The sequence below is a fragment of the Streptomyces sp. NPDC001204 genome (assembly GCF_053598035.1).
Genome location: NZ_JBSFJL010000036.1, coordinates 60634 through 83221, shown reverse-complemented (window position 1 = coordinate 83221; position 22588 = coordinate 60634). Strand labels below are relative to the sequence as shown.

The following is a 22588-nucleotide window of genomic DNA, read 5'->3' as shown; positions in this document are numbered from 1 at the left end:
CGCCGGCCGACGGCACCTGTCACGTCCGTCACCGACCCGCTTATCGAATGGCCGTCCGGTGCCTCTGAGACACTGGGGGCGCGATGAACGACACAGCACACCCACAAACGACGCCGCTGCGTGCCCGTGCCGAGATCGATCTGGCCGCCGTACGGGCCAACGTGCGGGCCCTGCGCGGGCGCGTGTCCGGCGCCGCGGTCATGGCCGTGGTCAAGTCGGACGCCTACGGCCACGGCGCGGTCCCGTGCGCCCGCGCGGCCGTCCAAGCCGGGGCGACCTGGCTGGGCACCGCCACGCCGGAGGAGGCCTTCGCCCTGCGCGCGGCCGGGCTGTCGCCCGCGCAGGCGCGGATCATGTGCTGGCTGTGGACGCCGGGCGGGCCCTGGCGGGAGGCGATCGAGGCCGACCTCGACATGTCCGTGAGTGACATGTGGGCCCTGTCGGAGGTCCGGGAGGCCGCCCGGCAGGCCGGCCGTCCCGCGCGCGTGCAGCTGAAGGCGGACACCGGACTCGGCCGCAACGGCTGCCAGCCCGCCGACTGGCCCGAACTCGTCACCGAGGCCCTGCGCGCCGAGGCCGAGGGGCTGGTCCGCGTCACCGGACTGTGGTCCCACTTCGCCTGCGCCGACGAGCCGGGCCACCCCTCCATCGCCGCGCAGCTCGGCCTCTTCCGCGAGATGACCGCCCACGCCGAACAGCGCGGCCTGCGCCCGGAGGTGCGGCACATCGCCAACTCGCCCGCCGCGCTGACCCTCCCCGAGACCCACTTCGACCTCGTCCGCGCCGGGATCGCCGTCTACGGCGTCTCGCCCAGCGCCGAACTCGGCACCCCGGCCGACTTCGGGCTGCGCCCCGCCATGACCCTGTCCGCCTCGCTGGCCCTGGTGAAGCACGTGCCGGGCGGCCACGGCATCAGCTACGGGCACCACTACGTCACCCCCGGCGAGACCACCCTCGGCCTGGTGCCCGTCGGCTACGCGGACGGCATCCCGCGCCACGCGTCCGGCACCGGGCCGGTCCTGGTCGGCGGCAAGTGGCGTACGGTCGCGGGACGGGTCGCCATGGACCAGTTCGTGGTCGACCTGGGCGGGGACGAGCCCGAGATCGGCTCCGAGGCCGTGCTCTTTGGCCCCGGCGACCGCGGCGAGCCCACCGCCGAGGACTGGGCGCAGGCCGCCGGCACCATCGCGTACGAGATCGTCACACGCATCGGAACACGCGTTCCCCGCGTCTATGTGAACGAGGAGCCGGACCGGGCAGAGGGCGGGGAGCGGGCAGCACAGGACGGGTGACCCACGCGGGACACCCGGCCGGGGTACGGCACCCCGCGCGGGACGGCGGCACCCTCCGCGCCCACCGGGACCGGTGCCGGCCGGCGAGCGAACAGCAGTACGGCAACAAGAGGAGCGGTACGTGAGCGAGAGCAGTGCGGGGGCCGTCGCGAAGGCCGCCACGGCGGCCGTCGCCTCTGCCGCGGAGGCGGTCGGCGGCTGGCGGCGGGCGACCGGTATCGCCGGCGCAGCGATAGGCGTGGTGGCGGCGGGCGCCGCCGCCGGGGTCGCCATCGAGCGGATGACCGTCGGCCGCGGCATACGCCGCAAGGCCCGGCTCGCCCTGGACTCGGCGGGCCCCTACGGAGCCCTGCGCGGCACCCCGGGCAAGGCCCTGGCCGACGACGGCACCGAGCTCTACTACGAGGTCGACGACATCGACCCCGACTCCACCGCGAACCTCGGCCCGCGCCGCCGGCGGCTCTTCGGCCGCAAGGCCCCCGCCCCCGTCACCGTCGTCTTCAGCCACGGCTACTGCCTCAGCCAGGACTCCTGGCACTTCCAGCGCGCCGCCCTGCGCGGTGTCGTACGCACCGTGCACTGGGACCAGCGCAGCCACGGCCGGTCCGGGCGGGGCCTGACCCAGACCCGCGACGGCGTGGAACTGACCATCGACCAGCTCGGCCGCGATCTGAAGGCCGTCATAGACGCCGCGGCGCCCGAGGGGCCGCTCGTGCTGGTCGGGCACTCCATGGGCGGCATGACGATGATGGCGCTGGCCGACCAGTATCCCGAGCTGATCCGCGAGCGGGTCGTCGCCACCGCCTTCGTCGGCACCTCCTCCGGGCGGCTCGGCGAGGTCAACTTCGGACTGCCGGTGGCCGGCGTTAACGCGGTGCGCCGGGTGCTCCCCGGCGTGCTCAAGGCGCTCGGGCAGCGCGCCGAGCTGGTGGAGAAGGGGCGGCGGGCCACCACGGACCTGTTCGCCGGCATCATCAAGCGGTACTCGTTCGCCGGCCGGGACATCGACCCGGCGGTCGCCCGGTTCGCCGAGCGCATGATCGAGGGCACGCCGATCGACGTGGTCGCCGAGTTCTATCCGGCCTTCACCGACCACGACAAGACCGAGGCGCTCGCCCTCTTCGCGGACATGCCGGTGCTGGTCCTCGCCGGGGTGCAGGACCTCGTCACGCCCAGCGAGCACAGCGAGGCCATCGCCGACCTGCTCCCCGAGGCGGAGCTGGTGCTGGTCCCGGACGCCGGGCACCTGGTGATCCTGGAGCATCCGGAGGTCGTCACGGACCGCCTCGCCGACCTGCTCGCCCGCGCGGGCGCGGTCCCGGCAGGCACTACCGTTGATGGCTATGGAAGCACCAGCAGCACGGCACACCCCTGACCCCGGGTCCGTCGAGATCACCGTCAACGCCCCCGAGCAGATGCGCGAGCTGGGCCGCCGTCTGGCCAAGCTGCTGCGCGCGGGCGACCTCGTGATGCTCAGCGGGGAGCTCGGCGCCGGCAAGACCACGCTGACCCGCGGTCTCGGCGAGGGGCTCGACGTGCGCGGCGCCGTCACCTCCCCGACCTTCGTGATCGCCCGTGTGCACCCGGCCCTGGGCGACGGCCCGCCGCTCGTCCACGTCGACGCCTACCGCCTGTCCGGCGGGCTCGACGAGATGGAGGACCTCGACCTCGACGTGTCGCTGCCGGACTCGGTGGTCGTCGTGGAGTGGGGCGAGGGCAAGGTCGAGGAGCTGACCGACGAGCGGCTCCAGGTCGTGATCCACCGGTCCGTCGGGGACACCACGGACGAGGTGCGGCACGTGACGGTGACCGGGATCGGGGACCGCTGGGCCACCGTCGACCTGGGCGTTCTGAGCGCCTGAGGGCCGCCCGGACTTTCCGACAGGGCGTCGGCAAGTCCTTGCGCCGGGTGCTCCGGGCATGGTCACATGGTGGTCAGCCCGTGGTTAGGCGTGCCTAACCACGTCCGCCCCCGGCCCCCAGGAGGCGTCCATGTCGGCCATGGAGAGCAACGAGCAGCAGCAGCAGCGGCGGCACCAGACGAAACCGAAGCCGCGGCCGTACGCGGTGGGCGGTGTGTCCATGCGCGATCTGCTGGCCGCCTGCGCCGCCGCCGACGCGGTCTCCCGGCCGCCGCGCGCCCCGGAGCCGGCGGACCCCCGCACGGTGGAGGAAAGCCGTGAAGCGGCGTAGCCCCATCGGATGACTTTCGGCGGACGCGCACCGGTGAAGGACATGACCCCGCGAGGGTGCGTTCCGGTCGCAGCACTAGCGGACGACGACGACCTTCTGGCCGATCGTCGCGAACATCCACATCGCCTCGCCGTCCGCCCGGGACTCACGGATGCCGCCGGTCCTGATCGCCGGGTCGGACGTCGGCCAGGAGCCGTCCAACGCCGCGCTGAAACCGATGACCACCCCGTCCGTGCTGGTGAAACGCACGACGTGCTCGACAGGGACACCGTCGGTCCCGGTGATCGCCTTCGAACGGGACACGACGGCGTAGGTCCCCGGCGCCGGGTCGACGTTGCCCGGGCCGACCCGGAAGGTGTTCTGGACCGACCCGTCCGGGCCGACCAGCCACACCCGGTCGTCGTCCACGGAGTACACGACCCGCTCGCCGGTCCCGGAGCCGCCGGGCAGGGCGGTCGGGCGCCGTTTGTCCCGGGGTGCCTTGGAGACGCTCGCCGCGGGCGTCGCCGTCGGGCCGGGCCGGCCGCTCAGGCTCCGCGGAACGGTCGCCTGCGCCTGGTAGGCGAGGAAGCCGACCGTGAGGACGGCCGCGGCGGTGAGCCCGGCCACGAACCCCGAACTGCTCCGTGCCACGGTCGTCCACCTCCGCCTCGGTCGTCACGAGCTGCCTCGCGGCGACCGTAGCAGCCGGAATCCGCCCGACCGGGGCGGCGGTGCCGCAGGCGCGGGAGCCGTAGGCTGTTTGCGTGCTCTTGCTCGCTCTGGATACCGCCACCCCCGCCGTCACCGTCGCCCTGCACGACGGAACGGCCGTCATCGCCTCCTCCAGCCAGGTGGACGCGCGCCGGCACGGAGAGCTCCTGCTGCCGGCCGTCGACCGGGTGCTCACCGAGGCCGGGCTCAAGCTGGACGCCGTCACGGGTGTCGTCGTCGGCGTCGGGCCCGGCCCGTACACCGGCCTGCGCGTCGGCCTGATGACCGCCGACACCCTCGGGCTCGCCCTCGGCGTGCCCGTGTACGGCGTGTGCACGCTCGACGGCCTCGCCTACGCGGCCGACCTCCCCGGCCCCTTCGTCGTGGCGACCGACGCCCGCCGCAAGGAGGTCTACTGGGCCCGGTACGCCGACTCGCGCACCCGGGTCACCGACCCGGCCGTTGACCGGCCGGCCGACATTGCCGACCGGGTCAGGGGCCTGCCCGCGGTCGGCGCGGGCGCGCTGCTGTACCCCGAGACCTTCCCGCAGGCGCACGAGCCGGAGCACGTGTCGGCCGCCGCCCTCGCCTCGCTGGCCGCCGAGAGGCTGGCCGCCGGTGAGGAGCTGCCCGCGCCCCGGCCGCTGTACCTGCGCCGGCCGGACGCCCAGGTGCCCAAGAACTACAAGGTGGTCACCCCGAAGTGACGGGACAGACGACGACCGGGTCCGCCCGGTGCGTACTGCGCGAGATGCGCTGGTGGGACATCGACCCGGTGCTGGAACTGGAGAAGGACCTGTTCCCGGAGGACGCCTGGTCCCGGGGCATGTTCTGGTCCGAGCTGGCGCACTCCAGGGGCCCGGATGCGACCCGGCGCTACGTGGTGGCCGAGGACGGCGGCCGGATCGTCGGGTACGCCGGACTGGTCGCCTCGGGCGGCCAGGGCGACGTGCAGACCATCGCCGTCGCCCGCGACCACTGGAGCACCGGGCTCGGCTCCCGGCTGCTGACCGAGCTGCTGCGGGCCGCGACCGCCTTCGAGTGCGCCGAGGTGATGCTCGAATGCCGCGTGGACAACGTCCGCGCGCAGAAGCTCTACGAGCGCTTCGGCTTCGAGCCCATCGGCTTCCGGCGCGGCTACTACCAGCCCGGGAACGTGGACGCCGTGGTGATGCGCCTGTCCGACCCGGCAACCTCCGTCAACGGTGTACAAGGAACCGAGACCCATGACTGACTTGAGGGACGAACCGCTCGTCCTCGGCATCGAGACCTCCTGCGACGAGACCGGCGTCGGCATCGTCCGCGGCACCACCCTGCTGGCGGACGCGGTCGCCTCCAGCGTCGACGAGCACGCGCGGTTCGGCGGGGTCGTCCCGGAGGTGGCCTCCCGGGCCCATCTGGAGGCGATGGTGCCGACCATCGAGCGCGCGCTCAAGGAGGCGGGGGTCAGCGCCAGGGACCTGGACGGCATCGCGGTCACCGCGGGACCCGGTCTGGCCGGCGCCCTGCTCGTCGGCGTCTCGGCGGCCAAGGCGTACGCCTACGCCCTGGGCAAGCCGCTGTACGGCGTCAACCACCTCGCCTCGCACATCTGCGTGGACCAGCTGGAGCACGGCCCGCTGCCGGAGCCGACGATGGCGCTGCTGGTGTCCGGCGGGCACTCCTCGCTCCTGCTGTCCACGGACATCACCGCGGACGTACGGCCCATGGGCGCGACGATCGACGACGCGGCGGGCGAGGCCTTCGACAAGATCGCGCGCGTACTGGACCTGGGCTTCCCGGGCGGGCCGGTCATCGACCGGTACGCGACGGAGGGCGACCCGGCGGCGATCGCCTTCCCGCGCGGGCTGACGGGTCCGCGCGACCCCGCCTACGACTTCTCCTTCTCCGGCCTGAAGACGGCCGTGGCCCGCTGGATCGAGGCCAAGCGGGCGGCCGGGGAGGAGGTCCCGGTGCGCGACGTGGCCGCGTCCTTCCAGGAGGCGGTGGTGGACGTGCTGACCCGCAAGGCCGTACGGGCCTGCGAGGACGCGGGCGTCGACCACCTGATGATCGGCGGCGGCGTGGCCGCGAACTCGCGGCTGCGGGCCCTGGCGCAGGAGCGGTGCGAGGCGGCCGGGATCCGGCTGCGCGTGCCCCGGCCCAAGCTGTGCACGGACAACGGCGCGATGGTGGCGGCGCTGGGCGCGGAGATGGTCAGCCGGGGCCGGGCGGCCTCCGACTGGGACCTGTCGGCGGACTCCTCCCTGCCGGTGACGGATCCGCATGTGCCGGGCACCGGGCACACCCATGACCATGTGCACGAGGTCAGCAAGGAGAACCTGTACCCGTGACGGTGGCGCTGATGTGGGAGGCGCGGGCGGTGGCGGGCCGGGGGGAGGAACTGCTCGCCTGGGCCCGGCGGCAGGAGCTCGCGCCGCCGCCCCTGCGGCGGGAGACCTTCCGCGCTCCGCAGGACCGGGTGCTGGTCATCACCTGGTGGGACGCGGAGTACACCGCCGAGCTGCCGGAACTTCCCGAGCCGACGGGTGAGTTGGTCACGCGGGCCGTGCATCGGTGGCGGTTCGAGCCGGTGGGCGAGGGCCGGGACGGCTGATTGGCCACCGGCCCTTCGGGTGGTCTATGATCATCACACGCAAGCGGCCAACTGAGGCCCGCGAGCAGTGCGTTGGTGGTCCAAGGAAAGACGTCCCGCTTCCTGCGGGGAGATGCAGGTGCAAGGCCTGCCCGGCGCTCGATGGAACCCCGCCCTCCGGTTCATCCGGAGGGCGGGGTTTTTTGCGACTTCGTCCACCCCCTGGGGCTCCACCCCAGGCCCCGGCAGGGGGCTCTGCTCTGCCCCCCGCACCCCCGCTATCCCATCCTCCCGCCTGTCTCGGCGAGTTGAGGGGTTGTGAAGCGGGGGTCCGGGAGCGGCAGCCCCCAGGGGGCGGGTCAAGCCGTCGGTGAGGTCTCCGTCTCGCAGTGCAGGCGGCGCTCCACGCCCACCTCGCGGACCGGACCCGTCAGGGTCAGGTGCGCCGTGTGGCGGACGCCCGACGCCGACGTGGCCAGCCGCAGCTCCAGGGCGCCCGGCTCCACCACCCGCCGGCCCGTGCGGTCGGTGAACGCCGACAGGTCCGCGTGGAAGCGGAAGGTCACCCGGCGGGACTCGCCGGGGTCCAGCTCCAGCCGCCGGTAGCCGATCAGGCGGACGTCCGGACGGGTCACCGACGCCACCGGGTCGTGCAGGTACAGCTGCACGACCTCCGCGCCGGCCCGGTCACCGGTGTTGCGCACGGTCAGCGAGACGTCGTGCGAGCCGTCCGTGTCGATCTCGGTGACATCGTTGCCCTGGAAGTCCGCCCACTCGAACGTCGTGTAGGACACCCCGTGTCCGAACGGGTACAGCGGCGTCGGGTCCAGGCTGCTCACCTCGCCCGCCAGGCCCAGCGGCGGCTGGAGGTACGTCCACGGCTGGCCGCCGGGCCCGCGCGGCACGCTCACCGGCAGCCGGCCCGAGGGGTTCACACGGCCCGACAGGACGCCCGCGACCGCCGGTCCGCCCTCCTCGCCCGGGAAGAACGCCTGGACGGCCGCGCCCAGCCGGCCGTCCCAGCGGCCGAGCGCGTAGGGGCGGCCGGTGAGCAGGACGAGGACGACGGGGACGCCCGTCTCCACCAGCGCGTCCAGCAACGCGCCCTGCACACCGGGCAGCGCGAGGTCCGCCACGTCGCAGCCCTCACCAGACGTGCCCCGGCCGAACAGGCCCGAGCGGTCGCCGAGGACGGCCACGCACACGTCCGCCTCCCGCGCCCGGGCGACCGCCTCCTCGAAGCCCGCGGTGTCCGGCTCGGAGACGCCGCAGCCCTCCGTGAACGTCACCTTCGCGTCGGGCAGTTCGCCGCGCAGGGCGTCCAGCAGGGTGGGGATCTCGATGCCCATGGGCACCTCGGGGTGCTGCGTGCCCACGTGGGACGGGAAGGAGTAGCAGCCCAGCATCGCCAGGGCGTCCGCCGCCCGGGGGCCGACGACCGCGATCCGGGTGTCGGGGGAGAGGGGCAGTACTCCGTCCGGGTTGGCCAGCAGCACCACCGACTCCTCGGCCACCCGGCGGGCCACGGCCCGGTTCTCCGCCGAGTCCAGGTCGATGGACTCGGCCGGGGCGTCCGCGGCCCAGTCCTCGTCCAGCAGGCCCAGTTCGCACTTCTGGAGCAGGACGCGGCGGGCCGCGCGGTCCACCAGCGACTCCGGGACCGTGCCGTCCTGGACCGCCGCCACCAGTTCCTTGCCGTAGCACTTCAGCGTCGGCAGCTCGACGTCGATGCCGGCGGCCAGGGCCAGGTGCGCCGACTCGGCGGGGGTGCCGGCGACCCGGTGCAGGGTCCGCAGGAAGTCGACGGCGAAGTAGTCGGCGACCACCGTGCCGGTGAAACCCCACTGCTCGCGCAGGAGTTCGGTGAGCAGCTGCGGGTCCGCGGAGGCCGGGACGCCGTCCGTCTCCGTGTACGCGGCCATCACCGAGCGCGCGCCGCCCTCGCGCAGCGCCATCTCGAAGGGCGGGAGGGTGACGTCGGCGAACTCCCGGGTGCCGGCCCGCACCGGGGCCAGGTTGCGGGCGCCCGCCGAGGAGGCGTACCCGGCGAAGTGCTTCAGCGTGGACACGATCCCCGCCGACTCCAGGCCCCGCACGTACGCGCTGCCGATCGTGCCGACCAGGTACGGGTCCTCGCCCGCGGTCTCCTCGACCCGGCCCCAGCGGGGATCGCGGACCACGTCCAGGACGGGCGCGAGCCCCTGGTGCACGCCCACCGAGCGCATGTCCCGCCCGATGCGGCCGGCCATCTCCTCCACCAGCGCCGGGTCGAACGTGGCGCCCCACGCCAGCGGGACCGGGTAGGCGGTCGCGCCCCAGGCCGTGAAGCCCGCCAGGCACTCCTCGTGCGCGACCGCGGGGATGCCGAAACGGCCGGCCTCGGCGATCCGGCGCTGGGCGCGGGCCAGTGCCTGCGCGCCCAGCGCGGGGTCCACGGGGGCGGTGCCGAAGGAGCGGGTGAGCTGGCCGAGCCCGAGGGTGATCAGCTCGTCCCAGTCGTAGTCCGTGTTCATCTGCTGCTGGTGCGGAGCGACGCCGTCGCCGTCCGTCGCGGCGCCCACCCACACGCCGTACAGCTGGGCGACCTTCTCCTCGATGGTCATCCGGGAGAGCAGGTCGTCGACGCGGGCGGCGGCGGGCAGGGCGGGGTCGCGCCAGGGGGCGGTGGTCATGAAACTCCTGTCGGGTCTGGCGGGTCTGTCCATGAGGGGGGATTCGGCTGCCGCGGGGCGGTCCCGGTCACTCGGTCACTTGCCGCCCACACCCATCAGGCCGCCCACGAGGGCGCGCCGGGCCACCAGGTAGACGGCGAAGATCGGGATGCCGGAGAGGACGACGGAGGCGAGCAGTGCGGGGATGTTCACGCCGAACTCGCTGACGTAGTTGAACAGTCCGAGGGTCAGCACGCGCGGGCCGTCGGACTGGGTGAAGATCAGCGGGAAGAGGAAGCCGTTCCAGGCCTGGAGGGCGGAGTAGACGACGACCGTGCTGATGCCGCCCTTGGCCATCGGGATGACCAGCTGGAACAGCATCCGCGTGGGGGAGGCGCCGTCCAGCGCCATCGCCTCGTACAGCTCCTCGGATATGTCCCGCAGGGTGCCGGTGAGGATGAGCGTCGAGACCGGCATCGCGAACGCCGCCGTCGGCAGGATGACCGCGAGCAGGCTGTCGTAGAGGTTCAGCTTGGCGATCATCAGGTAGAGCGGGACGACGACCGCCTGGGCCGGGATCGCGACGCCGAGCAGGAACATGCGGAAGGCCGCGCCCGACCAGAAGCTGCGGGTGCGGACGGCGACGTAGGCGAGCGGGACGCACAGTACGAGGACGATGGCCACCACCGCCGCCGCGACGGTCACCGTGTTGGCGAGGAGGTGGCCGAAGCCGCTGTGCAGGACGGTGTTGTAGTTCTCCAGGGTCGGGTGCTCCGGCGGGTCGAGGGCGTTGCCCAGAGCCTCGTCCTGCCGGGTCAGCGAGGTCGAGATCATCGCGTAGATCGGGATGATCACGATGATCAGCCAGACGACCGAGCCGAGGCCGGCCAGCGGGTTCGGGCGCCTCGTCCAGTGGCGGCGGCGGTGCGTGGGGGCCGCGGTCACCGGCGTCCGGGGGGTGCGCAGCGGACGGCGTGGCAGCGTATCGTGTGACACTTCGTCACATTCCTTCCCTGGTGCTGCGCATGGCGCCGAAGCCGGTCAGCCGGACCAGCAGCAGCGACAGCGCGGTGGCGGCCACGACGAGGAAGGACGCGATGGCGCTCGCGTAGCCGAAGTCGTAGCTCTTGAAGCCCGCTTCGTACATCAGGTACGGCAGGATCGCGGTGTCCGTGCCGGGGCCGCCCTGGGTCAGGATCAGGACGGTCTCGAAGTACGTGAGCGAGCCGACGATCATCAGCACGCTGGACGTGGTCGCCGTGTTGCGCAGCTGGGGCAGGGTGATCGAGAAGAACTGGCGGTAGCGGCCGGCGCCGTCGATCGCCGCGGCCTGGTAGAGGACCTCGGGGATCTGCCGTGCCCCGCCCTGGTAGATCAGGGTGTGGAAGGGGATGAACTGCCAGCCGCCGACGAACACGATCGCCAGGAAGGCGCCGGACGTCGAGCCGAACGTGTCCCCGCGGATGATGCCGAAGTTCGGGTCGAGCAGGGAGTAGAAGAGCAGTGCGATCGCCGTCGAGGACAGCAGGAACGGCGTGAAGAAGATCGCGGACAGCACCGCCCGGTTGCGCTGGCGGCCCGCCGCCCAGACGCCCAGCAGCAGCGAGACCACCGTCTGGAAGGTCCAGCTGACCACGGTGAGCAGCACGGTCACCGTGATGGACTGGGTCAGGCGCGGGTCGTTGAACAGTTTCTGCCAGTTGGCCAGGCCCGCCGGTTCGGGGTCGCCCAGGCCGTTCCACTTGGTGAAGGACAGGTAGAAGGCCAGGAGCATCGGGGCGATGGCGAAGAAGCCGAAGAACAGAACGCCGGGCAGGGCCCAGGCGGCGTGCGGGCGACCGGCCCGCACGCCCTTCCCGGGCCTGCCCTTCGTCCCGGTGGAGACCGTCGAACTCACTTCAGCCCCTGGAGCGCGGTGACGAACTGGCTCGGGCTCGACTTGCCCACGAACAGCTTGTTGATCTCGGTGAGCATCGGCGTGGAGATGTTCGGGTCGACCGCCTGGTCCCAGCTCAGGGTGAAGGCGGGGGCCTGCTGCACCATCGAGTACTGGAACTTGGCGAACTCGGGGTTGGGGGAGGCGTCCAGCAGGTTGGCCGCGTTGGACGTGGTCGGGATGTCGCCGTTGGCGATCAGGTCCTTGGCGTACTGCTCGGAGGCGCACTCCTTCAGGAAGGCGATCGCCGCGTCCTTGTTGGACGTACGGGCGTTCACCGACCAGTAGTTGGTCGGGTTGCCGACCACGTTGCGGATGTCGCCGGCGCCGCCGTCGTACTTCGGGAACGCGCACCAGCCCAGGCTCTTCTTGGCGAAGTCCGGGAACTCGCCGAGCTGCGTGGAGTACTCCCACGAGCCCATCAGGTGCATGGCCGCCTTGCCCTTGGCGAAGACCGCCGGCGCGCCCTTGTTGGTGTACGCCACCGAGCTGAAGCCCTTGCCGAAGGCGCCGTCGTCGATGAGCTGCCTGACCGTCTCGGCGGCCTTGAGGACGGCCGGGTCGCCCCAGCCGGAGGAGTCGCCGTTCTTGATCTTTTCGAAGACCTCGGGGCCGCCGATGCGGTCGACCAGGTACTCCAGCCACATCAGTTCCGGCCAGATGTCGGCGCCGCCGAGCGCGAACGGGGTGATCTTCGCCTTCTTCAGCTTGGCGTTGATGTCGAGCAGCTGGTCCCAGGTGGTGGGCGGCTGGAGCTTGTGCTCGGCGAAGATGGCCTTGTTGTAGAAGAGCATCACCGGCTGCATCCCGCGCATCGGGATACCGAAGTTGCGTCCGCTGAGCGCGCCGGCCGCGAGCACGGAGGGCAGGAAGCCGTCCTTGAGGACCGGGTCGGACTCGATGGTGTCGGTGAGGTCGATCAGCTGGCCCGCGTCCTTGTACGCCTTGATGGAGCCGCCGCCCCAGTTGAAGAACACGTCCGGGGCGTGGGGCGAGCCCATCGCGGTGCGCAGCTTGGCCGGGTAGTCCGAGCCGGGCACCTTCTCCAGCTTGATCCTGCCGTTCGCCTTCTTGGCCGCGGCGGAGGCGTTGAACCGGGTGACGGCCGCGGTCTGCACCTTCACGGCGTCGTCGCCGTACACCATCGCCGTGATCGTGCCGCCCGAGCCGCCGGAGCCGCTGCCGGAGCCGCAGGCGGTAAGTCCGGCGGCCGAGATGAGGGTGGTGGCGCCGGCGCCGAGAAACCAGCGCCTGCTGTAGGACTCCATGTGACGGCACCTCTCACGAATGTCGTGTTCCGAATGTTCGTCTGGCCGAACTGTTCGAGTGGCCGAATGTTTCGTATGGCACTTCGAATGTTCCGGGAACCTAAAGCGGTCGAGGGGGTTCGTCAAGAGGTCTCGCAGAGATACGATCGCGGCCATGAAGCCGACGAAGACCGCAGGAACGCAGACCGCCACGCTCGCCGAGATCGCCCGCGAGGCCGGTGTGTCGGCTCCGACTGTTTCGAAGGTTCTCAACGGTCGCGCCGACGTCGCCCCGGCCACCCGCTCCCGGGTCGAGGAGCTCCTGCGGGCGCACGGCTACCGGCGCCGGCGGGCCGAGGCGACCCGATCGCCGCTGATCGACCTGGTCTTCCACGAGTTGGAGAGCGCCTGGGCGATGGAGGTCATCCGAGGCGTGGAGAACGTGGCGCGGGACGCGGGGCTGAGCGTCGTGCTCTCCGAGAGCGCGGGCCGGCTCACTCCCGGGCGGACCTGGGCCGACCAGGTCGCCGCCCGCCGGCCGCACGGCGTGGTCCTGGTGCTGTCCGGGCTCGACGAGTCCCAGCGGGCGCTGCTGACCAGCCGTTCCATCCCGTTCGTGGTGATGGACCCGGCCGGTGATCCGGGCGCCGACGTGCCCTCGATCGGCGCCACCAACTGGCAGGGCGGGCTGGCCGCCACCCGGCACCTGGTGGAGCTCGGGCACACCCGGATCGGCGCGATCAGCGGGCCGTCCCGGATGATGTGCAGCCGCGCCCGGGTGGACGGCTACCGGGCCGCGCTGGAGACGGCCGGGCTGCCGGTGGACCCGTCGCTGATCGTGACCGGCGACTTCCACCACGAGGCCGGCTACCGGCTGGGCCTGAAGCTGCTGCGCCGCGAGGACCGGCCGACCGCCGTCTTCGCGGGCAACGACCTCCAGGCGCTCGGCGTGTACGAGGCGGCGCGCGAACTGGGCCTGCGCGTCCCGGAGGACCTGAGCGTGGTCGGCTTCGACGATCTGCCGGTGGCGCGCTGGGTCGGGCCGCCGCTGACGACCGTGCGCCAGCCGCTGACGGAGATGGCCGAGGCGGCGGCGAAGCTGGTGCTGGACCTCGGGCGCGAGGAGGACTCGCCGGTGGCGACCCGGGTGGAGCTGGCCACGAGCCTGGTGGTGCGCAGCAGCACGGCGGCACCCGCGAAGTGAAGCTCAAGTGCCGAAAGTTTCGGGGAAGATGAGATTTTCCGAAGAAATCGGTCGTGGGCGCCTCCCCCTGTCGGGCTCCTCATGAGTCGGACGTATGTTCCTCCCCGTGAGGGGACACAACAGGGGACATGACAGCGGACAGGGTGACAGCGACAGCGGGGACGCGGGGGGAGGGGCCGGCCGGCGGTCACGGGCCCTGAAGGCCGTGGGCCTCGGCCTGTCGGGCGTCCTGGTGCTGGGCGCCGCGGCGGCGGGCATCGCGTACTGGCACCTGAACCAGAACATCAAGAGCGTCGACATCAACAGCGCGCTCGGGGACGACCGCCCGCCCGGGTCGCGTACGGCACCGTCGGCCGACACGGCCGCCCTGCCCAAGGGGGCCCTCAACATCCTGGTCCTCGGCTCGGACTCGCGCAGCGGCGAGCAGAACGAGGAACTCGGCGGCGGCGACAGCGAGGGCGCCCGCTCCGACACCGCGATGATCGTGCACATCGACGCCGGCCGGACCGCGGCCACCGTGGTGAGCATCCCGCGCGACACGCTGGTGACCCGCCCGTCCTGCCCGCTGGAGTCCGGCGGTTCCACGGCGGTGGCGAACTACACCATGTTCAACAGCGCGTACTCGGTGGGCGGACCGGTGTGCGCGGTCAAGACGGTCGAGACGCTCACCGGCATCCGCATGGACCACTACATCGAGATCGACTTCTCCGGCTTCGCGAAGCTGGTGGACGCGATGGGCGGGGTCACCGTCACCACCGAGCTGGACATCGACGACGACAAGAGCCATCTGCACCTGAAGGCCGGCACCCACCATCTGAACGGCACCGAGGCCCTGGCCCTGGCCCGCACCCGGTACGGCGTGGGCGACGGCAGCGACCTGGGCCGCATAGGCCTCCAGCAGACGCTGGTCAAGGCGCTGCTGGAGCAGATCTCCGACTCCGGCCTGCTGGAAGACCCCGCCGGGCTCTACCGGGTCGCCGACGCGGTGACCGGCAGCCTGACCGCCGACACCGGCCTCGACTCGCTGGGCGAACTGACGACCCTCGGCGAGAGCCTGAAGGGCCTGTCGGCGCAGAACGTGAAGACGGTGACCATGCCGGTGGTGACGGCCCCGTGGAACCCCAACCGGGTGGTGGCGCAGGAACCGGACGCGGGCGAACTGTGGACGTCGCTGCGGTGAGCCGGTGAGCGGCGTCAGCCCGCCGGGTGGCCGAGCAGCATGGTGGGTGCCCCGGCGACCCGGGTGAGGAACACCGTCGCCGCGTTCCTGCCGTGCGGCTTCGGCAGGACCTTCCTGCGCAGTTCCTCCGGCTCGACCGCCGAGCCCCGCTTCTTCACGGTCAGCGCGCCCACCTCGCGCTCCCGCAGCAGGGCCTTCAGCTTCTTGACGTTGAAGGGGAGCCGGTCGGTGATCTCGTAGGCGGTGGCGTACGGGGTGGGGCGGAGTTCGTCGGCGGTCACGTACGCGATGGTCGCGTCGATCAGGCCGCCGTCGAGTTCCCGGGCGGCCTCGGCCACCAGGTGGGCACGGATCACGGCGCCGTCGGGCTCGTACAGGTAGCGGCCCGGGGTGCGGACCGGGGGGTCGGGCAGGCCGCGGCCGCGCAGGGTGCGCGGGCCGGGCAGCAGGGTGGCCCGGATGAGGCCCGGCTCGGTGCCGAACCACAGCACCGCCTCCTTCACGTCCCCGCCGTCGGAGATCCACTCGGCCTCGGCCTGCGGCGGGATCAGCTCGTGCGGGATGCCGGGGGCGATCTTCAGGGCCGCGCGGGGCGCCCGGAGCGCGGCGCCGACCGCCCAGGACAGCGGCGGCGAGTACGCCTCGGGGTCGAAGACGCGCCCGCCCGCGGCCCGTCCGCCACCCCTCCCTCCGCCTGTTCTGCGGGCCGGATCCACGAACACCGCGTCGTACGAGGCCGTGTCGACCTCCGTGACGTCCGCCTCCCGCACCTCGATCAGGTCCGCCACCCCGAGCGCCTCGGCGTTCGCGCGGGCCGCGGCGGCGGTCAGCGGGTCCCGGTCGACGGCCAGGACCCGGATCCCGGCGCGGGCGAGGGCGATCGCGTCGCCGCCGATCCCGCAGCACAGGTCCGCGACCGAGGCCACCCCCGACTCCCGCAGCCGGCCCGCCCGGTACGCCGCCACACTCGCCCGCGTCGACTGCTCCACCCCGTTCGGCGTGAAGAACATCCGCCCCGCGTCCTCGGCCCCGAACTTCACGGCCGCCCGCTGCCGCAGCCGGGCCTGGCCGAGCGCCGCCGACACCAGTTCGGCGGGGTGCTCACGGCGCAGCCGGGTGGCGACCGCGAGTTCGTCGGCGGGTTCGGTGCCGCGCACTTCGTCGAGGAGGGCGCGGCCCTCGGGGGTGAGCAGCGAGGCGAAGGCGTGGAGGTGGTCGTTCACCGGCTCATTGTGGGCCAGTCGGTGGACGGTGTGCCTCCGGCCGCGGTGTCGCCCCGGCTTCCGGGCGGTGGCCTGCGAGGATCCGGCACCATGAGGCTAGTCGTACAAAATGACAAAAAGGGTCTGAAAAGGGTCCCGATTCGCGGGACCCGGATCCGCGGCGGGCTGGCGGTGCTCGCCGTCGTCGCCCTCGCCTCCGGCTGCGCGCAGCCGGACGTGCAGGTGCGCCCGGCCCCCGGCCAGCAGCACCCTCAGGCGCACGCCCCCGCTGCCGCCCCCGGCTCCTTCGCCGACCGCCTGCACACCTCCTACGCGCAGCGGGTGGCCACCGCCAAGCGCTGGAGTCTGGAGCGCGTCCCGCTGGTCCCCCCGCAGCCGCCCACGACGAAGCCGAAGGCCACCGCCCGCGCCGGTTTCGAGGTGAAGCACCAGAAGGACTGGAACCTGCCCCCGGTCTTCACCACGGTCCCCACCAAGGACAAGGTCGTCTTCCTCACCATCGACGACGGAGCGGAGAAGGATCCGCAGTTCCTGCGGATGATGCGGGACCTGAAGATCCCGTACACCGCGTTCCTCACCGACGACCTCGTCAAGGGCGACTACGGCTACTTCTGGAAGATGCAGGGCTCCGGGGTCACCCTCAACAACCACACCCTGCACCACCGTTACCTGCCTGCCCTGTCCTACGAAGAGCAGAAGCGCGAGATCTGCGGCATGCAGGACATCATGGAGGAGCAGTTCGGCAAGCGCCCGAAGATGTTCCGCCCGCCCTACGGAAACTACAACCAGGACACCCTGCGCGCCGCCAAGTCCTGCGGCATCGAGTACGCGCCCATCTGGAACGAGGAGGTCTTCGTCGACCACTGGGAGTTCCGCGAGGACGACCAGCGGCTGCGGCCCGGCGACATCGTGCTCACCCACTTCCGGGGCCGCAACGAGTGGAACGGCACGATGGCCGACGACATGCGCCGGTTCCTGAACAAGGTCACGGCCGACGGGTACGCGGTGGCCCGGCTGGAGGACTACCTGTGAGACCGCGGCCCGTCCGGCCGCGGCACTTGGCCGTGGCCCTGCTCGCCGCCTCGCTGCTGACCGGCTGTGCCACGTCCGTCGACCCCATCGAGCGGCTCGGCCGCAAGGCGGCGCAGGGCGTGCGGTCGCAGAGCCCGACGGCCGACCAGGCCTACCGGCGCTGGGGGCTCAGGGCGCCGCTCGCCGCGCCGCCGAAGCCGCCGGCCCGTCCGCCCCGGCTCGCCGGCGCCACCCCGTCCGCAGGCCTGCCCGAGGTCGTGGACCGCGTCGCGACCTCCGACCCGGTCGTCTTCCTCACCTACGACGACGGCGCGGAGAAGGATCCGCGGTTCGTCGACATGGTCCGTGAACTGCGGCTGCCGGTCAGCATGTTCCTCACGGACAGTGTCGTCGGACCGGGGTACGGGCACTTCGCGCACCTGATGTCGGTCGGCGCGGACCTCCAGAACCACACCCTGGACCACCCCTCGCTGCGCGGCCTGCCCTACGCGGGCCAGCGCGCCGAGATCTGCGGCCAGCGGGACAGGATCCGCTCCCGCTTCGGCGTCACCCCCCGCCTCTTCCGCCCGCCCTACGGCAGGTACGACACGACGACCCTGCGCGCCGCCGCCGACTGCGGGGTCTCGGCGGTCGCCCTGTGGCGCGGCGTCACGACCGACACCGGCCTGCGCTTCAGGCACGGCCCCCACGAACTGCGCCCCGGCGACATCCTCCTCGTCGCCTCGGACGACGACGACCTCGACGGCCCGCCCCTGCGCGAGCGCACGACCCGCCTGCTCCGCGGAATCCAGAGGAAGGGCCTGACGGTGGGCCGGCTGCAGGACTATCTCTGAGCCAGGTTGTCTCCGGGCTGGGGCGGGACTGTCCCGGGGCCGAGGTTCTCGGCCGAGGCCGTCCGGGCCGAATCGGGGGTCTGGGGGCGGCAGCCCCCAGGCGCCCACACAGACCCACCGCACCTTGAACAGACGTTCCCCAAGACGCCCCCCGCCCCCGACGCGCCACGAGGCAATTGGCACTCCGCTTGACCGAGTGCTAACGACGGTCATAGTCTCAGGTCTGGCACTCCCCCCTGGAGAGTGCCAACAAAGCGACGGGCAGGTCCGGCACCCGCGACGACGGATCGACCTGGTCGCCACCTCAGACAGTTAACCCCGTGAGATCTCCGAAGGGGGAGGTCGGATCGTGACGACCGCCAGCACCAAGGTTGCCATCAAGCCGCTCGAGGACCGCATCGTGGTCCAGCCGCTGGACGCCGAGCAGACCACGGCCTCTGGCCTGGTCATCCCGGACACCGCGAAGGAGAAGCCCCAGGAGGGCGTCGTCCTGGCCGTGGGCCCGGGCCGCTTCGAGGACGGCAACCGTCTTCCGCTCGATGTGAAGGTCGGCGACGTCGTGCTCTACAGCAAGTACGGCGGCACCGAGGTGAAGTACAACAACGAGGAGTACCTCGTCCTCTCGGCTCGCGACGTCCTCGCGATCATCGAGAAGTAGTTCACCCGCTTCTTCACGAAGCCGAAGCAATTCTGCTTGAGCTGCGCCCCTGGCCCCCCGCGACCGATAAGAAGCCGGGCGCCCGGGGCGCAGTGTCTTACCACCAGATTTCGAGAGGGCTCCCGCTGCCATGGCGAAGATCCTGAAGTTCGACGAGGACGCCCGTCGCGCCCTCGAGCGCGGCGTCAACAAGCTCGCCGACACGGTCAAGGTGACGATCGGCCCCAAGGGCCGCAACGTCGTCATCGACAAGAAGTTCGGCGCGCCCACCATCACCAACGACGGCGTCACCATCGCCCGTGAGGTCGAGATCGAGGACCCGTACGAGAACCTCGGCGCCCAGCTGGTGAAGGAGGTGGCGACCAAGACCAACGACATCGCGGGTGACGGCACCACCACCGCCACCGTGCTCGCCCAGGCGCTCGTGCGCGAGGGCCTGAAGAACGTTGCCGCGGGCGCCTCCCCGGCCGCGCTGAAGAAGGGCATCGACGCCGCGGTCAAGGCCGTCTCCGACGACCTGCACGCCTCGGCCCGCCCGATCGACGAGAAGTCCGACATCGCCGCCGTGGCCGCGCTGTCCGCCCAGGACCAGCAGGTCGGCGAGCTCATCGCCGAGGCGATGGACAAGGTCGGCAAGGACGGCGTCATCACCGTCGAGGAGTCCAACACCTTCGGTCTGGAGCTGGACTTCACCGAGGGCATGGCCTTCGACAAGGGCTACCTGTCCCCGTACTTCGTCACGGACCAGGAGCGTATGGAGGCCGTCCTCGACGACCCGTACATCCTGATCCACCAGGGCAAGATCTCCGCCATCGCGGACATGCTCCCGCTCCTCGAGAAGATCATCCAGGGCAACGCCTCGAAGCCGCTGCTGATCATCGCCGAGGACGTCGACGGCGAGGCCCTGTCGACCCTGGTCGTCAACAAGATCCGCGGCACGTTCAACGCCGTGGCCGTCAAGGCCCCCGGCTTCGGCGACCGCCGCAAGGCGATGCTCCAGGACATGGCGGTCCTCACCGGCGCCACCGTCATCTCCGAGGAGGTCGGCCTCAAGCTCGACCAGGCCGGTCTGGACGTCCTCGGCTCCGCCCGCCGCGTCACCGTCACCAAGGACGACACCACGATCGTCGACGGCGCCGGCAAGAAGGAGGACGTGGAGGGCCGCGTCTCCCAGATCAAGGCCGAGATCGAGAACACCGACTCCGACTGGGACCGCGAGAAGCTCCAGGAGCGCCTCGCGAAGCTGGCCGGCGGCGTGTGCGTGATCAAGGTCGGCGCCGCCACCGAGGTGGAGCTGAAGGAGAAGAAGCACCGTCTGGAGGACGCCATCTCCGCGACCCGCGCCGCGGTCGAGGAGGGCATCGTCTCCGGTGGTGGCTCCGCGCTCGTCCACGCCGTGAAGGTCCTGGAGGGCAACCTCGACAAGACCGGCGACGAGGCCACGGGTGTCGCGGTCGTCCGCCGCGCCGCCGTCGAGCCGCTGCGCTGGATCGCCGAGAACGCCGGCCTCGAGGGCTACGTCATCGTCTCCAAGGTGGCGGAGCTGGAGAAGGGCAGCGGCTACAACGCCGCCACCGGCGAGTACGGCGACCTGATCAAGGCCGGCGTCATCGACCCGGTCAAGGTCACCCGCTCCGCCCTGGAGAACGCCGCCTCCATCGCCTCCCTCCTGCTCACGACCGAGACCCTGGTCGTCGAGAAGAAGGAAGAGGAAGAGCCGGCCGCCGCGGGCCACGGCCACGGCCACGCCCACTGAGCACTCCGCTGAGCTGAACCGAACCACCGGTGCCCGGCACCCCTACGGGGGCGCCGGGCACCGTCGTCGTCGGCCCCGCTGCCGGTGGCCTGCGGCATGATGCGGGACGAGCGAGGGCCCGGTGGGGCAGGGGCGGTGACGCCGGGCACCGCGACCCGCACGGCATGACCCGTCCCGAGTGGCAGAACCGAGCTGCGGAGCGTTCATGATCGATCTCAACAGTGACCTCGGCGAGGGCTTCGGGCAGTGGCGGCTCGGTGACGACGACGCGCTGCTGTCCCTCGTCACCAGCGCGAACGTGGCCTGCGGCTTCCACGCCGGCGATCCGACCGTGATGCGCCGGACGTGCGAGCGGGCCGCCGAGCGCGGCGTCGCCATCGGCGCCCAGGTGGGCTACCGGGACCTGGCGGGCTTCGGGCGCCGCTTCATCGACGTCGACCCCGCCGAGCTGGTCAACGACGTCGTCTACCAGATCGCCGCGCTCGACGGCTTCGCCCGCCTCGCCGGCACCCGTGTCGCCTACGTCAAGCCGCACGGCGCCCTCTACAACGCGATCGTCCACCACGAGGCGCAGGCCGCCGCCGTCGCGGAGGCGGTGCGCCGCTACGACCCGGAGCTTCCGGTGCTGGGCCTGCCCGGCAGCGTGTGGCTGCGCACCGCCGCCGCGGCCGGGCTCACCCCGGTCCACGAGGCGTTCGCGGACCGGGCGTACACCCCCGCGGGCACCCTGGTCCCGCGCCGCGAACCCGGCGCGGTGCTGCACGACCCGGAGATGATCGTGCGGCGCTGCCTGCGCATGGTGACCGAGGGCGTGGTGGAGGCCGTGGACGGCAGCGACGTTCCGCTGTCCGTACGGTCGTTGTGCGTGCACGGCGACACGGCAGACGCGGTCGCGATCGCGCGCAGGCTGCGTGAGGAGCTGGAGCGGGCCGGTCTCGCCCCGACGTCGTTCGCCGTGCCGAAGTCCCTGACGGTGCCGGCGTGAGCGTCGGGATCCGCCGAGCCGGCAGCCACGCCCTGCTCGTCGAGGCCGACGGCCTGGAGCAGGTGCTGGCACTGCGCGGCGCGCTGGAGGCGGACCGCCCGCGCGGCGTCCGGGAACTGGTCGCGGCCGCCCGCACGCTGCTCGTCACCTACGATCCCGCGGTCACCGCCCACCCGGCCGTGGCCGCGGCCGTGGCGGAGCACGCGGCGGCTCTCGGCCCGGCCGGGCAGCCTGCCCCCGGCACCCCTGCGTCCGCCGAGCCGGTCGGTGAACGGATCGTCACGCTCGCCGTCCGCTACGACGGCGAGGACCTGTCCCACGTGGCCGAGTCGACGGGCCTGGGCGTGGGCGAGGTGATCGCCCGGCACACCGCACCCCTCTACACGGTCGCCTTCGCGGGCTTCGTCCCGGGCTTCGGCTACCTCACGGGCACCGATCCGCTGCTGCGGCTGCCGCGCCGGTCCGAGCCGCGCACCGCGGTGCCGGCGGGCTCGGTCGCCGTCGCCGGCGGTTTCACGGGGGTCTACCCGCGCTCCTCGCCAGGCGGCTGGCAGCTGCTCGGCACCACGGACGCCGTGCTGTGGAACGAGCGGCGCGACCCGCCGGCGCTACTGGCCCCCGGCAGCCACGTCCGCTTCGTTCCCGAGGAGCCAGGATGACGACGCCCGCAGCGAAGACAACGACCGCCACCCCGGCGGCGATCGCCCCGGCGGCGAGTGTCCCGGCGGTGAGCGCTCCGGCTACGAGCGCCCCGGCGGATACCGCCTCGACGGAGACTGCTCCGATGACGAGCGCCCTGGCCACGACCGCTGCGGCGGTTAGTCTTCCGGCCGCGAGTCCCTCGGCGGAGATCGCCCCGACGGCGAGCACCCCGGCTACGAGCGCCCCGGCGGAGACCGTCTCGACGGCGAGCGCTCCGGCCACGACCGCTGCGGCGGCGAGTGTTCCGGCAGAGGCCGCCCCGACGGAGACCGCTCCGGCGGCGAGCGCCCCGGGCATGAGCGCTCTGGAGGTGAGTGGTCCGGCCGCGAGCGCCCCGGTGCCGACCGCGGCGGCGGCAAGCGCCCCGGCCACTATTGCCCCGGCCGCGAACGCTTTGACAGAGACCGCCCCGACGGCGAGCACCCCGG

General features: G+C 72.3%; 22 protein-coding genes. 16 read left to right on the top strand and 6 right to left on the bottom strand.

Going from position 1 to position 22588, the window contains the following annotated elements:
- Positions 1 to 83: 83 nt before the first annotated feature.
- The 4 genes from alr to ACWC91_RS34810 all read left to right on the top strand — a co-directional run bounded on the left by alr (position 84) and on the right by ACWC91_RS34810 (position 3485).
- Positions 84 to 1292 carry an alanine racemase gene (gene alr / locus ACWC91_RS34825; RefSeq protein WP_225077973.1) on the top strand — a complete coding sequence of 403 codons (1209 nt, stop codon included), beginning with the start codon at positions 84 to 86 and terminating at the stop codon, positions 1290 to 1292.
- 121 nt (positions 1293 to 1413) lie between these two features.
- Positions 1414 to 2667 (top strand): alpha/beta fold hydrolase, encoded by a 1254-nt coding sequence (locus ACWC91_RS34820; protein ID WP_225077972.1) that lies wholly within the window; start codon positions 1414 to 1416, stop codon positions 2665 to 2667.
- A complete protein-coding gene (gene tsaE / locus ACWC91_RS34815) occupies positions 2636 to 3154 on the top strand; it encodes a tRNA (adenosine(37)-N6)-threonylcarbamoyltransferase complex ATPase subunit type 1 TsaE (RefSeq protein ID WP_225077971.1) in 519 nt (172 codons plus the stop codon). Before ACWC91_RS34820 ends, tsaE begins: the two co-directional genes overlap by 32 nt.
- Positions 3155 to 3284: 130 nt before the next feature.
- Positions 3285 to 3485 carry a hypothetical protein gene (locus ACWC91_RS34810; RefSeq protein ID WP_450643515.1) on the top strand — a complete coding sequence of 67 codons (201 nt, stop codon included), beginning with the start codon at positions 3285 to 3287 and terminating at the stop codon, positions 3483 to 3485.
- A 75-nt stretch (positions 3486 to 3560) separates the two neighbouring features.
- Here the strand turns inward: ACWC91_RS34810 and ACWC91_RS34805 are convergent, their stop codons facing one another.
- The gene (locus tag ACWC91_RS34805; RefSeq protein WP_281155861.1) at positions 3561 to 4118 is read right to left on the bottom strand and encodes a hypothetical protein; all 558 of its coding nucleotides are present in this window, start codon (positions 4116 to 4118) and stop codon (positions 3561 to 3563) included.
- A 113-nt stretch (positions 4119 to 4231) separates the two neighbouring features.
- Here ACWC91_RS34805 and tsaB point away from each other — a divergent pair, with 113 nt between their 5' ends.
- The 4 genes from tsaB to ACWC91_RS34785 are packed head-to-tail and all read left to right on the top strand — an operon-like array spanning position 4232 to position 6774.
- A complete protein-coding gene (tsaB, locus tag ACWC91_RS34800; RefSeq protein ID WP_225077969.1) occupies positions 4232 to 4885 on the top strand; it encodes a tRNA (adenosine(37)-N6)-threonylcarbamoyltransferase complex dimerization subunit type 1 TsaB in 654 nt (217 codons plus the stop codon).
- Entirely contained in the window at positions 4882 to 5412 is a 531-nt protein-coding gene (gene rimI, locus ACWC91_RS34795) for a ribosomal protein S18-alanine N-acetyltransferase (RefSeq protein ID WP_374114015.1), read from the top strand. The genes tsaB and rimI overlap by 4 nt, the downstream gene beginning before the upstream one ends.
- Positions 5405 to 6511 carry a tRNA (adenosine(37)-N6)-threonylcarbamoyltransferase complex transferase subunit TsaD gene (gene tsaD / locus ACWC91_RS34790; RefSeq protein ID WP_225077968.1) on the top strand — a complete coding sequence of 369 codons (1107 nt, stop codon included), beginning with the start codon at positions 5405 to 5407 and terminating at the stop codon, positions 6509 to 6511. The genes rimI and tsaD overlap by 8 nt, the downstream gene beginning before the upstream one ends.
- Complete coding sequence (locus tag ACWC91_RS34785; protein WP_225077967.1) at positions 6508 to 6774, top strand: hypothetical protein; 267 nt, start codon at positions 6508 to 6510, stop codon at positions 6772 to 6774. The genes tsaD and ACWC91_RS34785 overlap by 4 nt, the downstream gene beginning before the upstream one ends.
- Before the next feature lie 338 nt (positions 6775 to 7112).
- On the opposite strand, the gene ACWC91_RS34780 is transcribed toward ACWC91_RS34785, so the two are convergent.
- The 4 genes from ACWC91_RS34780 to ACWC91_RS34765 form a co-directional block, all read right to left on the bottom strand.
- Positions 7113 to 9425, bottom strand: coding sequence for a beta-xylosidase/alpha-l-arabinosidase (locus ACWC91_RS34780; protein WP_281155858.1), 2313 nt, complete (start codon positions 9423 to 9425; stop codon positions 7113 to 7115).
- A 75-nt stretch (positions 9426 to 9500) separates the two neighbouring features.
- The gene (locus ACWC91_RS34775) at positions 9501 to 10400 is read right to left on the bottom strand and encodes a carbohydrate ABC transporter permease (RefSeq protein ID WP_373996167.1); all 900 of its coding nucleotides are present in this window, start codon (positions 10398 to 10400) and stop codon (positions 9501 to 9503) included.
- A gap of 4 nt (positions 10401 to 10404) precedes the next feature.
- Complete coding sequence (locus ACWC91_RS34770; RefSeq protein ID WP_225077965.1) at positions 10405 to 11301, bottom strand: carbohydrate ABC transporter permease; 897 nt, start codon at positions 11299 to 11301, stop codon at positions 10405 to 10407.
- The gene (locus ACWC91_RS34765) at positions 11298 to 12608 is read right to left on the bottom strand and encodes an ABC transporter substrate-binding protein (protein WP_376500813.1); all 1311 of its coding nucleotides are present in this window, start codon (positions 12606 to 12608) and stop codon (positions 11298 to 11300) included. Before ACWC91_RS34765 ends, ACWC91_RS34770 begins: the two co-directional genes overlap by 4 nt.
- A 154-nt stretch (positions 12609 to 12762) precedes the next feature.
- Here ACWC91_RS34765 and ACWC91_RS34760 point away from each other — a divergent pair, with 154 nt between their 5' ends.
- Both ACWC91_RS34760 and ACWC91_RS34755 read left to right on the top strand, forming a co-directional pair.
- The gene (locus ACWC91_RS34760) at positions 12763 to 13791 is read left to right on the top strand and encodes a LacI family DNA-binding transcriptional regulator (RefSeq protein WP_225077963.1); all 1029 of its coding nucleotides are present in this window, start codon (positions 12763 to 12765) and stop codon (positions 13789 to 13791) included.
- A 94-nt stretch (positions 13792 to 13885) separates the two neighbouring features.
- A complete protein-coding gene (locus ACWC91_RS34755; RefSeq protein WP_376500811.1) occupies positions 13886 to 14971 on the top strand; it encodes an LCP family protein in 1086 nt (361 codons plus the stop codon).
- 14 nt (positions 14972 to 14985) lie between these two features.
- Here ACWC91_RS34755 and ACWC91_RS34750 read toward each other — a convergent pair whose 3' ends face one another.
- Positions 14986 to 16194 (bottom strand): class I SAM-dependent methyltransferase, encoded by a 1209-nt coding sequence (locus ACWC91_RS34750; protein ID WP_450643514.1) that lies wholly within the window; start codon positions 16192 to 16194, stop codon positions 14986 to 14988.
- A 90-nt stretch (positions 16195 to 16284) separates the two neighbouring features.
- Here ACWC91_RS34750 and ACWC91_RS34745 point away from each other — a divergent pair, with 90 nt between their 5' ends.
- From ACWC91_RS34745 to ACWC91_RS34720, 6 genes are all read left to right on the top strand, one after another.
- On the top strand, positions 16285 to 17226 hold the full coding sequence (locus ACWC91_RS34745) for a polysaccharide deacetylase family protein (RefSeq protein ID WP_450643513.1): 942 nt from the start codon (positions 16285 to 16287) through the stop codon (positions 17224 to 17226).
- Positions 17223 to 18059: a polysaccharide deacetylase family protein gene (locus ACWC91_RS34740; RefSeq protein WP_225077959.1), complete on the top strand. Its 837-nt coding sequence runs from the start codon at positions 17223 to 17225 to the stop codon at positions 18057 to 18059. Before ACWC91_RS34745 ends, ACWC91_RS34740 begins: the two co-directional genes overlap by 4 nt.
- A 349-nt stretch (positions 18060 to 18408) precedes the next feature.
- The gene (groES, locus tag ACWC91_RS34735) at positions 18409 to 18717 is read left to right on the top strand and encodes a co-chaperone GroES (protein WP_100569792.1); all 309 of its coding nucleotides are present in this window, start codon (positions 18409 to 18411) and stop codon (positions 18715 to 18717) included.
- 130 nt (positions 18718 to 18847) lie between these two features.
- Entirely contained in the window at positions 18848 to 20473 is a 1626-nt protein-coding gene (groL, locus tag ACWC91_RS34730; protein WP_141359302.1) for a chaperonin GroEL, read from the top strand.
- A gap of 205 nt (positions 20474 to 20678) precedes the next feature.
- A complete protein-coding gene (locus tag ACWC91_RS34725; RefSeq protein WP_376500807.1) occupies positions 20679 to 21458 on the top strand; it encodes a LamB/YcsF family protein in 780 nt (259 codons plus the stop codon).
- Positions 21455 to 22117: a 5-oxoprolinase subunit B family protein gene (locus tag ACWC91_RS34720; RefSeq protein WP_450643512.1), complete on the top strand. Its 663-nt coding sequence runs from the start codon at positions 21455 to 21457 to the stop codon at positions 22115 to 22117. Before ACWC91_RS34725 ends, ACWC91_RS34720 begins: the two co-directional genes overlap by 4 nt.
- Positions 22118 to 22588: the final 471 nt, after the last annotated feature.

Excerpts from the sequence above, each read along its gene's own strand:
- alr (WP_225077973.1), top strand. The coding sequence starts at position 84 with ATGAACGACACAGCACACCCACAAACGACGCCGCTGCGTGCCCGTGCC.
- tsaE (WP_225077971.1), top strand. The coding sequence starts at position 2,636 with ATGGAAGCACCAGCAGCACGGCACACCCCTGACCCCGGGTCCGTCGAG.
- ACWC91_RS34810 (WP_450643515.1), top strand. The coding sequence starts at position 3,285 with ATGTCGGCCATGGAGAGCAACGAGCAGCAGCAGCAGCGGCGGCACCAG.
- tsaD (WP_225077968.1), top strand. The coding sequence starts at position 5,405 with ATGACTGACTTGAGGGACGAACCGCTCGTCCTCGGCATCGAGACCTCC.
- ACWC91_RS34780 (WP_281155858.1), bottom strand. The coding sequence starts at position 9,425 with ATGACCACCGCCCCCTGGCGCGACCCCGCCCTGCCCGCCGCCGCCCGC.
- ACWC91_RS34765 (WP_376500813.1), bottom strand. The coding sequence starts at position 12,608 with ATGGAGTCCTACAGCAGGCGCTGGTTTCTCGGCGCCGGCGCCACCACC.
- ACWC91_RS34760 (WP_225077963.1), top strand. The coding sequence starts at position 12,763 with ATGAAGCCGACGAAGACCGCAGGAACGCAGACCGCCACGCTCGCCGAG.
- ACWC91_RS34755 (WP_376500811.1), top strand. The coding sequence starts at position 13,886 with ATGTTCCTCCCCGTGAGGGGACACAACAGGGGACATGACAGCGGACAG.
- ACWC91_RS34745 (WP_450643513.1), top strand. The coding sequence starts at position 16,285 with ATGAGGCTAGTCGTACAAAATGACAAAAAGGGTCTGAAAAGGGTCCCG.
- groL (WP_141359302.1), top strand. The coding sequence starts at position 18,848 with ATGGCGAAGATCCTGAAGTTCGACGAGGACGCCCGTCGCGCCCTCGAG.
- ACWC91_RS34725 (WP_376500807.1), top strand. The coding sequence starts at position 20,679 with ATGATCGATCTCAACAGTGACCTCGGCGAGGGCTTCGGGCAGTGGCGG.